Source organism: Rhizobium sp. TRM96647, assembly GCF_025780115.1.
Lineage (GTDB): Bacteria > Pseudomonadota > Alphaproteobacteria > Rhizobiales > Rhizobiaceae > Mycoplana.
The window spans coordinates 520,023-533,738 of the sequence record NZ_JAOXHF010000001.1; the positions used below are offsets into that span (position 1 = coordinate 520,023).

Genomic DNA, 13,716 nt, shown 5'->3' on the forward strand with positions numbered 1-13,716 from the left:
ATGCGATGTGGCTGATTGCGGCGCAGGCGGTGCGCGACCGGCCTGCATTGCCGCCTGCGAATTTGTGGTTACCGCTCCGCCAGGATCATGGCGGCGGCCTTTTCCGCGATCATGATCGTCGGCGAATTGGTGTTGCCGGAGGTGATGCGGGGCATGACGGAGGCATCGGCGATGCGCAGCCGGCCCAGCGCCCGCAGCTTCAATTGCGGATCGACGACGCTTTCCGGGTCGCCGCCCATCCGGCAGGTGCCGGTCGGATGGAAGATCGTCGTGCCGATGTCGCCCGCGGCCTTTTCGAGGTCCGCATCGCTCTCGAAGGAGGGACCCGGCTTGTACTCGACCGGCTTGAAGCGCGCGAAGGCGGGTTGCTCGACGATGCGACGGGTCAGGCGGATGGCCTTGACGGCCACGTCCCGGTCGCTCTGCTCGCTGAGGTAGTTGGGGCGGATCTGCGGCTGCAGCGCAAAGTCGGGACCCTTGACATGCACCGAACCGCGGCTGTCGGGGCGCAGGTTGCACACGCTCGCGGTCATCGCCGGGAAGGGATGGACGCCCTCGCCGAACTTCTCCAGCGACACCGGCTGGATGTGATACTGCAGGTCCGGCGTCTCCCTGTCCGGTCCCGAGCGGGTGAAGATGCCGAGCTGGCTCGGCGCCATCGCCATCGGGCCGGACCGCCTCAGGAGATACTCGAGACCGATCGACGCCTTGCCGAACAGCGTGCTCGCCTTCTCGTTCAGCGTCGGCACGCCGGTGACCTTGTAGATGAGCCGAAGCTGCAGGTGGTCCTGCAGGTTCTCACCGACGCCGGCGACCTCCTTGACGACCCCGATGCCGGCGTTCTTCAGGACGTCGCCACGGCCGATGCCGGAGAGTTCGAGCAGGTGCGGGGAACCGATCGCGCCGGCGGCAAGCACGGTCTCGCGCGCGGCATACGCCCTCTTCGCAACACCGTCGTGCTGGAACTCGACGCCCCTGACCTCGCCGTTTTCGACGATCAGGCGGCGAGCCTGCGCCTTGGTCAGCACGGTCAGGTTCGGCCGGTTGCGCGCCGGCTTGAGGAAGGCTTTCGATGTGTTCCAGCGAACGCCCGAGCGCTGGTTGACGTCGAAATAGCCGGACCCTTCGTTGTCGCCGCGGTTGAAGTCCTCGGTCTCGGGAATGCCGGCCTCGCCTGCCGCCTTCTGGAAGGCGTCGAGCACGGCCCAGCGCACGCGCGCCTTCTCCACGCGCCACTCGCCGCCTTCGCCATGCTGGTCGCTCGTGCCCTTGTAGAAGTCTTCCGATTTCCGGAAGAACGGCAGCACGTCGTCCCAGCCCCAGCCGGTGCAGCCGAGCTGGCGCCACAGGTCGTAGTCGCGCGACTGGCCGCGCATGTAGATCATGCCGTTGATCGAGGAGCAGCCGCCAAGCACCTTGCCGCGTGGATAGTTCAGCGCCCTGCCGTTGAGGCCGGCTTCCTTCTCGGTGGAGAAGCACCAGTCGGTGCGCGGGTTGTTGATGCAGTAGAGATAGCCGACCGGGATGTGGATCCAGTGATAGTTGTCGCTTCCGCCGGCTTCCAGCAGCAGCACGCGATTGGCGCGATCCGCCGACAACCGGTTGGCCAGAACGCAGCCGGCGCTGCCGGCGCCCACGACGATGTAGTCGAACTGTTCCATGTCGAACTCCGAGCGAGACCTCTCCCGCAAGCCGCATGGGCTCGCAGGCCGGTATCTCCGTTCCTTGCTGTGGTGGGAACCGGCCTCCGGCACCCTGCCGTCCTGCGCCGGCGGCACCGGCGCAGGTCTTGCGTCGCGCCCGGATGCGTGCCGGGCGCGACCCGATGGTTCTAGAAGCCGAGCTTCTTGCCGAGCTTCGAGGCGTAGAATTCGCCGACGATACCGCGGCGGAAGAGCAGCACGCAGGCCATGAAGACGATGCCGGTGATGATCGTGACCGGGAAATCGGACGTCGCCAGGTAGTTCTGCAGCGTCACCACCAGCCCGGCGCCGACGATCGGACCGATCAGCGTTCCGATGCCACCGAGCAGCGTCATCAGGATCACCTCGCCCGACATCTGCCAGCCGACATCGGTGAGCGTGGCGAACTGGAACACCAGCGCCTTGACGCCGCCGGCAAGGCCCGTCAGCGCCGCCGACATGACGAAGGCGCCGAGCTTGTAATTGCGAACCGAGTAGCCGAGCGAGATCGCGCGCTGCTCGTTCTCGCGGATCGACTTCAGGATCATGCCGAAGGGGGAATTGATGAAGCGCCAGATGATCGCGATGCCGATCAGGAAGACGGCCAGCACGAAATAGTACATGTTGGTCGGCTGGTTCAGGTCGATCACGCCGAACAGATGCCCGCGCGGTACCGACTGGATGCCGTCCTCACCGTGGGTGAACCCGGCCTGCAGGCAGAAGAAATAGAACATCTGCCCGAGCGCCAGCGTGATCATGGCGAAGTAGATGCCCTGCCGGCGGATGGCGAAGAACCCGACCACGAGGCCGAGCAATGAAGCGCCCGCAACGCCGATCAGGATACCGATCTCGGGGGTGACGCCCCACTCCTTCACCGCATGGGCGGTGAAGTAGGCCGCCCCGCCGAAGAAGGTGGCGTGGCCGAAGGAGAGCAGCCCGGTATAGCCGAGCAGCAGGTTGAAGGCGCATGCGAACAGCGCGAAGCACAGGAGCTTCATCAGGAAGATCGGGTAGAGGAACAGCGGCGCTGCGGCAAGGCAACCGACCGCCACGACCAGCAAGCCGATCTGGACCGCGGAGGCATTCCGTTCCGTCTGAACGTTGGTCGCCATTTTCTCCGAAAGCTCCGCCATGTCACGCATCCCTTCCGAAGAGGCCGGCGGGCCGCAGCAGAAGTACGATCGCCATGATTACAAAGATAACGATGTTCGAGGCTTCCGGATAGAAGACCTTGGTCAGCCCCTCGGCGATGCCGAGCATGTAGCCGGTCAGGATCGCGCCCATGATCGAACCCATGCCGCCGACGACGACCACGGCGAAAACGACGATGATGAGGTTCGTGCCCATCAGCGGCGACACCTGGTAGACCGGTGCAGCCAGCACGCCGGCGAAGGCGGCAAGGCCGGCGCCGAGCGCATAGGTGAAGGTCAGAAGCAGCGGCACGTTGACGCCGAAGGCCTGGACCAGCACCGGGTTCTCGGTCGCCGCCCGCAGGTAGGAGCCGAGCTTGGTCTTCTCGATCAGGAGCCAGGTGCCGAGGCAGGCGAGCAGCGAGACGACGACCACCCAGCCGCGATAGTTCGGCAGGAACATGAAGCCGAGATTGGTACCGCCCGACAGCAGCGGCGGCGGCGCATAGGGCTGGCCGGAGGCGCCGTAGAGATAGCGGAACGTTCCCTCGATCGTCAGCGCCAGGCCGAAGGTGAAGAGCAGGCCGTAGAGCGGATCGAGATTGTACAGCCGGCTCAGCATGGTGCGCTCGATGACCGCACCGAGCAGCCCGACGATGACGGGCGCGACGATGAGCGCCGCCCAGTAGCCGATGCCGAAATACTGCAGGAGCAGGAAGGCGACGAAGGCGCCGAGCATGTACTGCGCGCCGTGGGCGAAGTTGATGACGCGAAGCAGGCCGAAGATGACGGCGAGCCCGAGGCTCAGGAGCGCATAGAACGAGCCGTTGATCAGGCCGATCAGCAACTGCCCGAACAGCGCCTGCATCGGTATTCCGAAAATCATGGTCATGACGCGGTCAGACCCCCAGGACTTTGTGGAGCATCGGCATCTGGTCGGGGAGTTCCGCTACCGGGAAATCCGCCACCATCTGGCCGTGGTCCATCAGGTAGAAGCGATCGGCGATCTTGCTGGCGAAGCGGAAATTCTGCTCGACCAGCAACACGGTCATGCCGCGCTCCTTCAGTTTCTTCAGCACTTCGCCGATGCGCTGCACGATGACGGGCGCCAGGCCCTCGGTCGGCTCGTCCAGAAGCAGCATCTTCACGCCGGTGCGCAGGATGCGGGCCATCGCCAGCATCTGCTGCTCGCCGCCGGAGAGCTTTGTGCCGGGACTGGTGCGGCGCTCGGCGAGATTCGGGAAGAGTTCGTAGATCTCGTCGAGCGACATGCCGCCTTTGGCGACGACCGGCGGCAGCATGAGGTTCTCTTCCACCGTCAGCGTCGCGAAGATCCCGCGCTCTTCCGGCACGAAGCCTATGCCGGCATGCGCCGTCTTGTGCAGCGGCACGCCCATCATGTCGCGGCCGTCGAAAAGGATCTGGCCCTTTCGCTCGCGCAGGATGCCGACGATCGTGCGCAGCGTCGTCGACTTGCCGACGCCGTTGCGGCCGAGAATGGTGATCATCTCGCCTTCGCCGACCGTCATGTCGACTCCGTGCAGGACGTGGCTCTCGCCGTACCAGCTGTTGAGGCCCTTGACCTGGAGCAATGGTTTCATCTCAGGCCTCCTCCGTGCCCATATAGGCGACGCGGACCTGTTCGTTCTGGCTGACGGCGGCGTAGTCGCCCTCGGCCAGGATCTCGCCGCGCTGCAGCACGGTGACGTGGTGGCAAATGTTGGCCACGACCTTGAGGTTATGCTCGACCATCAGGATGGCGCGGTCTTTGGCAAGGTCGGTGATGAGGTTGGCGATGACGCCGACATCCTCCTGGCCCATGCCGGCCATCGGCTCGTCGAGCAGCAGCACCTTCGGGTCGAGCGCCAGCGTCGTGGCGATCTCCAGCGCGCGCTTGCGGCCATAGGACAGGTCGGCGGCGATGCCGTTGCGCCACCTGTCGAGCCCGACCATGGAAATCAGTTCGTCGGCACGCGCATTCAGGCTGTTCAGCGACGACATCGGCTTCCAGAACTGGGTGGCGAGATTGTTCGGCCGCTGCAGCGCCACGCGCACGTTGTCGAGCACCGTCAGATGCGGGAAGACCGCGGAGATCTGGAAGGACCGGACCAGGCCCATCCGGGCCACCTTGTCCGGCGGGGTCCTGGTGATGTCCGTGCCGAGCAGCGTGATCGTGCCGTGCGTCGGCTGCAGGAATTTGGTCAGAAGGTTGAAGACGGTCGTCTTGCCGGCGCCGTTCGGCCCGATCAGGGCGTGGACGCGGGCATGATGCACGTCGAGGTCGACGTTCTTCACCGCAGTGAAGCCGCCGAAATCGCGCCGAAGACCGCGGGCGGAAAGCACCACCCGCGGATCCGGCTGCGTCTGTCTTTCAGACATGGCCATATGTGCGACCAGACTTACTGGCTCACCAGATCGCAGCCGCTCTTGGCCGGATCGATGAAGGCGTCCTTGCCCGGAATGGTCGCCAGCACCTTGAAGTAATCCCAGTCGACGTCGCTTTCGCCGGGCTTCTTCACCTCGAGCAGGTACATGTCGTGGATCATGCGGCCGTTCGGGGCGACCGTGCCGTTCTGGGCGAAGACGTCACTGACCGGCATTTCATGCAGTGCCTTGGACACGGCATCGGCATCGTCGGTGCCGGCCTTGTCGATGGCCTTCAGGTACTGGGTCACGGCCGAATAGGTGCCGGCCTGGACCATGTTGGGCATGCGGCCGGTGCGCTCGAAGAAGCGCTTGCCGAACTTGGCCGATTCCTCGTCGCGGTTCCAGTAGAAGCCCTCGGTCAGCGTCAGGCCCTGGGCGGCCTCGAGGCCGAGGCCATTGACTTCGGCGAGCGTGAAGAGGAGCGCGGCCAGACGCTGGCCGCCGGCGACGATGCCGAACTCGGCCGCCTGCTTGATGGCGTTGGAGGTGTCGAGGCCGGCATTGGCAAGGCCGATCACCTTGGCGCCGGAGGACTGGGCCTGCAGGAGGAACGATGAGTAGTCGGTCGTGCCGAGCGGATGGCGAACCGAGCCTGCGACCGTACCGCCGTTCTCCTTGACGAAGGCGGCCGTGTTTTCTTCCAGCGAATAGCCGAAGGCGTAATCGGCGGTCAGGAAGAACCAGCTGTCGCCGCCCTGCTTGACCAGCGCGCCGCCGGTGCCGACCGCAAGCGAATGGGTGTCGTAGGCCCAGTGGAAGCCGTAGGGGCTGCACTGCTTGCCGGTCAGTTCGGTCGTCGCCGCACCGGTGTTGATGGTGATTTTCTTCTTTTCCTTGGAAAGCGCCTGAACCGCGAGGCCGACCGACGACGACGTCAGTTCCATGATGCTGTCGACCTGCTCGGTGTCGTACCACTGGCGGGCGATGTTGGAGGCGATGTCGGCCTTGTTCTGGTGGTCGGCGGTGACCACCTCGACCGGCGCGCCGGCAGCCTTGCCGCCGTAGTCCTCGACGGCCATCTTCGCGGCCTCGTAGGACCACTTGCCGCCGAAATCGGCATAGACGCCGGATTGGTCGTTGAGGATGCCGATCTTGACCTTGCCATCGGAAACGTCGGCGGCGAAGGCGGACGTGCCCATGGCCAAGAGAATTGCCGTGGACGCAATGAGGCTCTTACGCATAGTTCTCCTCCCAGAGACTAACAGGATGCGGATCTGTTCAAAAATTGGCCGATCGTCCTCCCGACGACGGCCCTCCCACGGCTAGTTTCCCAAAAAGCCGGATTGACGCAAGGCCCGGCCGAAACTAATTCCAAACAGGGTCTGTTCATATTTGAACAGAGGGGAGTGTGACATGAGTGCGAATCCGCATTTCACCTGGGACGACCTCATGTACTTTCTGGCGGTCGCCAGAACGGGGCAGCTGTCGACCGCGGCGCGCCAGCTCAGGACCAGCCACGCGACCGTGTCGCGTCGCATCGACCGGCTCGAATTTGCCCTGAAGGTGAAACTGTTCGAACGCAATCCGCGCGGCTATGTGCTGACCGCCGTCGGCCAGCGCTTCATCGAAACGGCGGAGAAGATCGAGGCCGAGGCAGACCGGTTGCAGGCGGAAATCTCCGGCGGCGTCACGGCGCAGCGCGGCGTCATCCGCATGAGCGCGCCGGAGGGCTTTGCCAACTTCTTCTTCGCCCACCGGCTGCGCGATTTCGCATCAAGCCATCCGAACCTGGCGCTCGAACTGGTGACGATCCAGCAGATCATGTCGCTCTCGCGAAAGGAGGCGGATCTGGCGGTCTCCCTCGATCCCCCGAAGGCCGGCCCCTATTATTGCGAGAAGATCGCCGACTACAGCCTGCATGTCTACGGCGCGCGCCGCTACCTCGAACGGCACGGCCCGATCCTGAGCCGCGACGAACTGCTGCAGCATCCCTTCATCGGCTACATCGAGGACATGATCTTCGCGCCAGGCCTCGATTATCTCGGCGACGTGCATCCCGGGATCAAGGCGCGCTTCCAGAGTTCGAGCATCTTCGCCCAGCTGACCGCCACCCGCAACGAGCTCGGCCTGTGCATCCTGCCGCACTTCATCGCCAAGCAGTATCCGGAACTGGAGATCGTGCTTGCCGACGAGATCGAGCTTCGACGCAGCTACTGGCTGATCTGCCATCATGACCTGCGCACGGTTCCTCGGGTGCGCATGGTGATCGACTTCCTCTTCGACATCGTTCGCTCCAACATGCCGTCATTCCTGCGGGAACTCGATGATGAAGCCCGGTTGTCTGCCTGAAGGCATCGCCGCCCTCAGACATTCTCCTGTTCGCCACACGATTGTCCGCGAACTCGAGACCTATGGCGTTATGCGGAGCCCCGCCTGACAATCTCGAAATCGACCTCGACCATCGAGGCGACGTCCTCGCCGGATATCTTCCTCAGGATGGACCGGGCCGCCTGGGTGCCGATCATGCGACGGTCGATCCTGACAGTTGTCAGAGGCGGATAGGTATGAGGCGCGAAATCGAAATCGCCGAAGCCGACGATGGCGACGTCTTCCGGCACCCTGCAACCGCGCGCTATCGCCTCCGTCAAGGCGCCGTGCGCGACGACGTCGGAACTGCCGAATACCGCAAGTGAGCCACCGCCGCGATCCAGCAGTTGGCCCAGTGCTTCCCGCCCGTCCTGGAACGTCGATGGCGAGTTCATCTCGATGGCAGGAATCTCAACAGTGGTGATGCCGGCCAGTCGGCTGACAAAGCCGTCCCGACGCTGGCGCGCGCGCGGATCGTTGGCACCGATCTGCGCATAGCGTTCATGGCCCTTGGCGAGCAAATATTCGGCGACCAGTGCCCCGACGTCATAGTGGGAGAAGCCGACTGCCGTGTCGAGCGGCGAGGGCGTCGAATCCCATATCTCGACGATCGGCAGTCCCGCGCCGGTCAGCATCGCCCGCGTCTCCTTCATGTGCGTGATGCCCGTGAGAATGATGCCGTCCGGTCGGCGGGCGAGGATCGCCCGGGTCAGCTCCAGCTCCCGGTTGAGATCATAGCCGGAAAGGCCGAGGAGAAGCTGATACCCGGCGGAAACGAGTTCGGCGTTGAGACCCTCGATGGTTTCGGCAAAGATCGTGCTCGCGACGGAAGGCACGACGGCTGCAATCAGGCGCGTCCTGCGTGATGCCAGGCCACCTGCGAGGAGGTTCGGGACGTAGCCCGTCTTCGCGATGACACGCTCGATTGCTTCCAGCGTCCGGGGCTTGACGAGCTTCGGCGTATTGATCGCCCTAGACACCGTGACCGGCGAAACCCCGGCCAGCCTGGCGATGTCGGCCAGGGTGGCAGGTCCCGAGAGGGGAGGCTGCGGCGTATTCTTCTCGCGCTTGGTCATCATGAATTCTCCAAAATGATTTACGCTTTCATTCTGAAGCAACGCAAGTGAATTTCTGCAAGAGAACTAATATCTCCGGTAAAATGATCGAAATTCAACGAATTAACGCATTTCAATTTCCGCTTGCGGCGGAACGATTCGGCGCTAAAATGAAAGCGCTTTCATTTCCGGAGGAGGAACCGGATTGGGTATTGGAGTTTGGCGCGACAGGCGCCAAGGGAGGAGGAATTCATGCGCATGAAGCGATTCTTTACACTGGCGGCGTTCGCCGCTTCGATCCTTGCGGCTACGAGCCATGCGGGCCGGGCCGACGAGTATCCCTCGAAGAGTGTGACCGTCATCGTACCCTTTGCCGCCGGCGGCAATACGGACGCCCTCGGCCGGCTTGTCGCGGAGGAGCTAGACAAGCGCCTCGGCCAGCGTTTCATCGTTGAGAACAAGCCGGGCGCCGGCGGCAACATCGGGCTTGGCGATCTTGCCCGGGCCGAACCCGATGGCTACACGATCGGCATGGGCACGGTCAGCTCGAACGCGATCAACCAAACGCTCTACAAGACGTTGCCCTATGACAAGGAAAAGGGCTTCGTGCCCTTGTCGCTGATCGCGACGATGCCGAACGTGCTGGTGGTCAATGCCGACAAGTTGCCGGTCAATTCCGTTCAGGAACTGATCGAGCTTCTCAAGAAGGAGCCGGGCAAGCATACCTATGCTTCCTCGGGCGTCGGCACCTCGATCCACCTTGCCGGCGAGCTTCTGGCCAACAAGGCCGGCGTGACGATGACCCATGTGCCCTACAAGGGCAGCAGCCAGGCGATCATGGATGTCGTCGCCGGCCACGTCGATTTCATGTTCGACAACATCCCGACCGCCGCCCAGCAGGTCAAGGCCGGAAAGCTGCGCGCCCTTGCCGTCACCAGCCTCGACCAGGCCTCGCTTCTTCCGGATGTGCCGACCATGGCCAGCGTCATCCCGGAGTTCGAGGCCACCTCATGGCACGGCATTTTCGCACCGCCCGGCACACCTCCGGAAATCGTCGACAAGCTGAGCAAGGAAGTTCAGGCCATTCTTCACGATCCGGCGATGAAGGAGAAGATCGAAGGCATGGGCGCAACACCGGTGGGCAACACCTCCGAGGAGTTCGCGCAGTTCATCGACGGTGAAACGGCGAAGTGGGCCGAGGTCATCAAGGCCGCGAATCTTCCGCTGCAGTAAACTCTGCCCGCCGGCCGGGCGGACGCCTGGCCGGCGCATCATTTGCTCCGTGGACTTGAAGCCATGTTGAAGATTCGAAATGCCCGCGACTTTGCCGGCGGCGCGGCAATGATCGCCATCAGCCTGTTGTTCATCTGGTTCGGCCGGGGGCTCGAGACCGGAAACTCGTTCCGGATGGGGCCGGGCTATTTCCCCATGATGCTCAGTCTGCTGCTGATCGTGATCGGCGCGTCGATCATCGCCCAGTCGTTGTTCGTCGCAGCAGAGGACGGGGACCCGGAACCCGCAAACTGGAAAGCCTATGGTCTTGTGATCGTGGCGCCGGTGTTCTTCGGCCTGGCTCTTTCCGGACTGGGACTTGCCCCAACCATGTTCGCGATGATCGTCGCAGTCGGCTTCGCCAGCAAGTATGCCAACTGGCGCCAATCGATCCTCTTGGCCACCTTCATGGCGGTCTGCTCGGTCTTGCTGTTCACGCGGTTGCTGTCTCTCCCCGTCAGTGCGTTCGGATCGTGGATTCCCGTCCTCCATGCTTTCTAACCCGCACTGGCGATCTCGAAGAGGATTGTGATGGACCTCCTGTCCGATCTGTGGCTTGGCGCCACCACTGCATTCCTGCCTATCAATCTCGTCTACTGCTTCATCGGCTGCCTTCTCGGCACCGCGATCGGCGTCCTGCCGGGGCTCGGGCCGACGGCGACAATCGCCATGCTGCTGCCGATCACCTTCGGCCTCCCGGCGGAATCGGCACTGATCATGCTCGCAGGCATCTTCTACGGCGCTCAGTACGGCGGATCGACGACGGCGATCCTGATCAATCTGCCGGGCGAGAGTTCGTCGGTGGTGACCGCGATCGACGGGTACCAGATGGCACGAAACGGCCGCGCCGGCGCGGCCTTGGCAACCGCGGCGCTCGGCTCGTTCTTCGCCGGCACAGTCGCCACGGTTCTGCTCGCCGCGGCAGCGCCACCGCTTGCCGCGATCGCGCTGAAATTCGGGCCGGCCGAATACTTCTCCCTCATGGTTCTCGGCCTGGTGGCGTCCGTGGCGCTCGCCAGCGGTTCGTTGCTGAAAGCCATTGCCATGATCGTCTTCGGCCTGCTTCTCGGTTCAATCGGAACCGATGTGGAAAGCGGGACGCCGCGCTATGTCTTCGACGTTCCGCAGCTTTATGACGGCCTCAACTTCGTCGCCGTCAGTATGGGCATATTCGGAATCTGCGAGATCCTGCGCAATCTCGAAAGCGAGCACGAGCGCTCTGTCGGGGTGACGAAGGTCACCGGCCTGATGCTGAACCGCGACGATTTCAGGCGCATTCGCGGCCCCGTCCTGCGCGGCACGGCCCTTGGTTCGCTGCTCGGCGTTTTGCCGGGCGGCGGCGCCATGCTCGCATCCTTTGCCGCCTATGCCATGGAAAAGCGCATGTCGCCCAACCGCGCTGAGTTCGGCAAGGGCGCGATCGAAGGGGTCGCCGCGCCGGAATCGGCAAACAATGCCGGCGCGCAAACTTCCTTCATCCCGATGCTGACGCTCGGAATTCCCGGCAATCCCGTCATGGCACTGATGGTCGGCGCGATGATCATTCAGGGCATCACGCCCGGCCCCAACGTCATCTCCGACGAGCCTGCGATGTTCTGGGGCATGATCGTGTCGATGTGGTCCGGCAATCTGATGCTGGTGATCCTGAACCTGCCGTTGATCGGCCTTTGGGTTCGCATGCTGACGATCCCCTATCACCTGCTGTTTCCCGCGATCATCGGTTTTTGCTGCATCGGCGCCTACAGCATCAACAACAGTGTGTTCGATGTCTTCGTCATGGCCATATTCAGCGTGATCGGCTTCGCGCTGAGCAAGCTGCGTTTCGAGCCGGCGCCGCTCCTGCTCGGCTTCATCCTCGGCCCCATGCTGGAAGAGAACCTGCGCCGCGCCATGCTGATCAGCCAGGGCGATCCTTCGATCTTCGTGCGCAGCCCCCTCAGCCTCTCGCTGCTGCTCGGCGCCATTGTCGTCCTCGTCCTCGTGCTCTCGCCCAGCATCAGCAGGAAGCGGGACGAAGCATTCACGGAATGAACAGGATGAAAAAAGCAATGAGAAGGACAGCCGATCAGTTGCGAAGCGCCAGGTGGTTCGGGCCGGACGACCTGCGCAGTTTCGGGCATCGCTCGCGCATGATGCAGATGGGCTATGCCGCTGAGGACTATCTCGGAAAGCCCATCATCGGCATTTTAAACACCTGGTCCGACCTCAACCCATGCCATGCGCATTTCAGGGACCGCGTCCAGGACGTGAAACGCGGCATTGCCCAGGGCGGCGGATTTGCCGTCGAACTGCCTGCGCTTTCGGTCGACGAAACCTTCACCAAGCCGACCTCCATGCTCTATCGCAACATGCTGGCCATGGAGACGGAGGAGCAGATCCGCTGCCATCCGCTCGACGGCGTGGTGCTGATGGGTGGTTGCGACAAGTCCACGCCGGCATTGATCATGGGGGCGCTTTCGGCCGGCTTGCCGATGATCTACCTGCCGGCCGGGCCCATGCTGCGCGGGCACTACGCCGGCAAGATTCTCGGCTCCGGTTCGGATGCCTGGAAGTACTGGGACGAGCGGCGGGCCGGCAACATTTCGGATCGCGAATGGCTTGGCATCGAGGGCGGCATTGCGCGCTCCTATGGTACCTGCATGACGATGGGCACCGCCTCGACCATGACGGCGATCGCCGATGCCATGGGGCTGACGCTCCCCGGGGCGTCCTCCATCCCGGCCGCCGATTCCGGCCACATCCGCATGTCCTCGGAATGCGGGCGCCGTATCGTGGAGATGGTGTGGGAGGATCTGGGGCCGGGTCGGATCGTCACCGATGCTTCGATCCGTAACGCTGCGATCGTCGCGATGGCGACAGGTTGCTCCACCAATGCCGTCATCCACCTCCTGGCGATCGCAAGACGCGCCGGGGTCTCACTGACGCTCGACGATCTCGATGCACTGGGGCGGACCACGCCGCTGATTGCCAATATCCGCCCTTCCGGCAAGGACTACCTCATGGAAGACTTCTTCTATGCCGGGGGACTTCGCGCGCTGATGGTGCAGCTTGCGGATCGGCTCGATCTTTCCGCACTGACGGTGACAGGCCGCCCCCTCGGCGAAACCCTGGAGGGCGCCGCCGTCTACAACGACGATGTCATCCGGCCGCTCTCCAATCCCGTCTATCCGGAGGGATCGCTCGCCGTGCTCAGGGGCAATCTCTGTCCGGACGGCGCGGTCATCAAGCCCGCCGCCTGCGATCCGAAATTCTGGCGGCACCAGGGTCCGGCGCTCGTTTTCGACAGCTATCCCGAGATGAAGGCGGCCATCGATGACGAAACGCTCGCTGTCACGCCCGACACCGTGCTCGTGCTGCGCAATGCCGGCCCGAGAGGAGGGCCGGGCATGCCGGAATGGGGCATGCTGCCGATCCCGAAAGTGCTCATCAACCAAGGCCACCGCGACATGCTCCGCATCTCGGATGCACGCATGTCCGGCACATCCTACGGTGCCTGCGTGCTGCATGTCGCGCCGGAGAGCCATGTCGGCGGTCCGCTTGCCCTGCTGAGATCCGGCGACATCGTCCGGATGGATCTTCCGAACCGCCGGCTGGACATGCTGGTGCCGGACAAGGAGCTTCAGGCGCGCCGTGCCTCGCTTGCTTCACCCGCGCCGAAGTTCGGGCGAGGCTATGGCTGGATGTTCTCCCGGCACGTGATGCAGGCCGACAAGGGCTGCGACTTCGACTATCTCGAGGCCGGTTTCGGGCCGACGGCCGGCGAGCCCGACATATTCTGACGGCAGGGCAGACCTGGCCGGCTGCACAGGCGGCACATCACCGTGGCGGACAGTGACCGGGACG

Annotated in this window: 12 protein-coding genes; 5 read left to right on the forward strand and 7 right to left on the reverse strand. The window is 63.7% G+C overall.

What is annotated here, in order from left to right; all coding sequences use genetic code 11:
• Positions 1–68 precede the first annotated feature (68 nt).
• From OCK02_RS02370 to OCK02_RS02395, 6 genes are all read right to left on the reverse strand, one after another.
• Entirely contained in the window at positions 69–1,661 is a 1,593-nt protein-coding gene (locus OCK02_RS02370) for a GMC family oxidoreductase (RefSeq protein WP_263811634.1), read from the reverse strand.
• A gap of 170 nt (positions 1,662–1,831) precedes the next feature.
• On the reverse strand, positions 1,832–2,815 hold the full coding sequence (locus OCK02_RS02375) for a branched-chain amino acid ABC transporter permease (RefSeq protein WP_230806418.1): 984 nt from the start codon (positions 2,813–2,815) through the stop codon (positions 1,832–1,834).
• A gap of 1 nt (position 2,816) precedes the next feature.
• Positions 2,817–3,704: a branched-chain amino acid ABC transporter permease gene (locus OCK02_RS02380; RefSeq protein WP_263811635.1), complete on the reverse strand. Its 888-nt coding sequence runs from the start codon at positions 3,702–3,704 to the stop codon at positions 2,817–2,819.
• Positions 3,705–3,711: 7 nt separating this feature from the next.
• The gene (locus OCK02_RS02385; RefSeq protein ID WP_263811636.1) at positions 3,712–4,413 is read right to left on the reverse strand and encodes an ABC transporter ATP-binding protein; all 702 of its coding nucleotides are present in this window, start codon (positions 4,411–4,413) and stop codon (positions 3,712–3,714) included.
• A 1-nt stretch (position 4,414) separates the two neighbouring features.
• Positions 4,415–5,197 (reverse strand): ABC transporter ATP-binding protein, encoded by a 783-nt coding sequence (locus OCK02_RS02390; protein ID WP_230806421.1) that lies wholly within the window; start codon positions 5,195–5,197, stop codon positions 4,415–4,417.
• Positions 5,198–5,211: 14 nt separating this feature from the next.
• Positions 5,212–6,420, reverse strand: a complete 1,209-nt coding sequence (locus tag OCK02_RS02395) for an ABC transporter substrate-binding protein (RefSeq protein ID WP_263811637.1) — start codon at positions 6,418–6,420, stop codon at positions 5,212–5,214.
• 172 nt (positions 6,421–6,592) lie between these two features.
• Here OCK02_RS02395 and OCK02_RS02400 point away from each other — a divergent pair, with 172 nt between their 5' ends.
• Positions 6,593–7,528 carry a LysR family transcriptional regulator gene (locus OCK02_RS02400; RefSeq protein ID WP_263811638.1) on the forward strand — a complete coding sequence of 312 codons (936 nt, stop codon included), beginning with the start codon at positions 6,593–6,595 and terminating at the stop codon, positions 7,526–7,528.
• A 68-nt stretch (positions 7,529–7,596) separates the two neighbouring features.
• Here the strand turns inward: OCK02_RS02400 and OCK02_RS02405 are convergent, their stop codons facing one another.
• On the reverse strand, positions 7,597–8,625 hold the full coding sequence (locus OCK02_RS02405; RefSeq protein ID WP_263811639.1) for a LacI family DNA-binding transcriptional regulator: 1,029 nt from the start codon (positions 8,623–8,625) through the stop codon (positions 7,597–7,599).
• A gap of 228 nt (positions 8,626–8,853) precedes the next feature.
• Here OCK02_RS02405 and OCK02_RS02410 point away from each other — a divergent pair, with 228 nt between their 5' ends.
• The 4 genes from OCK02_RS02410 to araD all read left to right on the forward strand — a co-directional run bounded on the left by OCK02_RS02410 (position 8,854) and on the right by araD (position 13,652).
• Positions 8,854–9,834: a Bug family tripartite tricarboxylate transporter substrate binding protein gene (locus OCK02_RS02410; protein WP_263811640.1), complete on the forward strand. Its 981-nt coding sequence runs from the start codon at positions 8,854–8,856 to the stop codon at positions 9,832–9,834.
• A 63-nt stretch (positions 9,835–9,897) separates the two neighbouring features.
• Positions 9,898–10,374 carry a tripartite tricarboxylate transporter TctB family protein gene (locus OCK02_RS02415; protein WP_263811641.1) on the forward strand — a complete coding sequence of 159 codons (477 nt, stop codon included), beginning with the start codon at positions 9,898–9,900 and terminating at the stop codon, positions 10,372–10,374.
• A 30-nt stretch (positions 10,375–10,404) separates the two neighbouring features.
• Positions 10,405–11,904 carry a tripartite tricarboxylate transporter permease gene (locus OCK02_RS02420; RefSeq protein ID WP_263811642.1) on the forward strand — a complete coding sequence of 500 codons (1,500 nt, stop codon included), beginning with the start codon at positions 10,405–10,407 and terminating at the stop codon, positions 11,902–11,904.
• A 17-nt stretch (positions 11,905–11,921) separates the two neighbouring features.
• Complete coding sequence (gene araD, locus OCK02_RS02425; protein WP_412178741.1) at positions 11,922–13,652, forward strand: L-arabinonate dehydratase; 1,731 nt, start codon at positions 11,922–11,924, stop codon at positions 13,650–13,652.
• Positions 13,653–13,716: the final 64 nt, after the last annotated feature.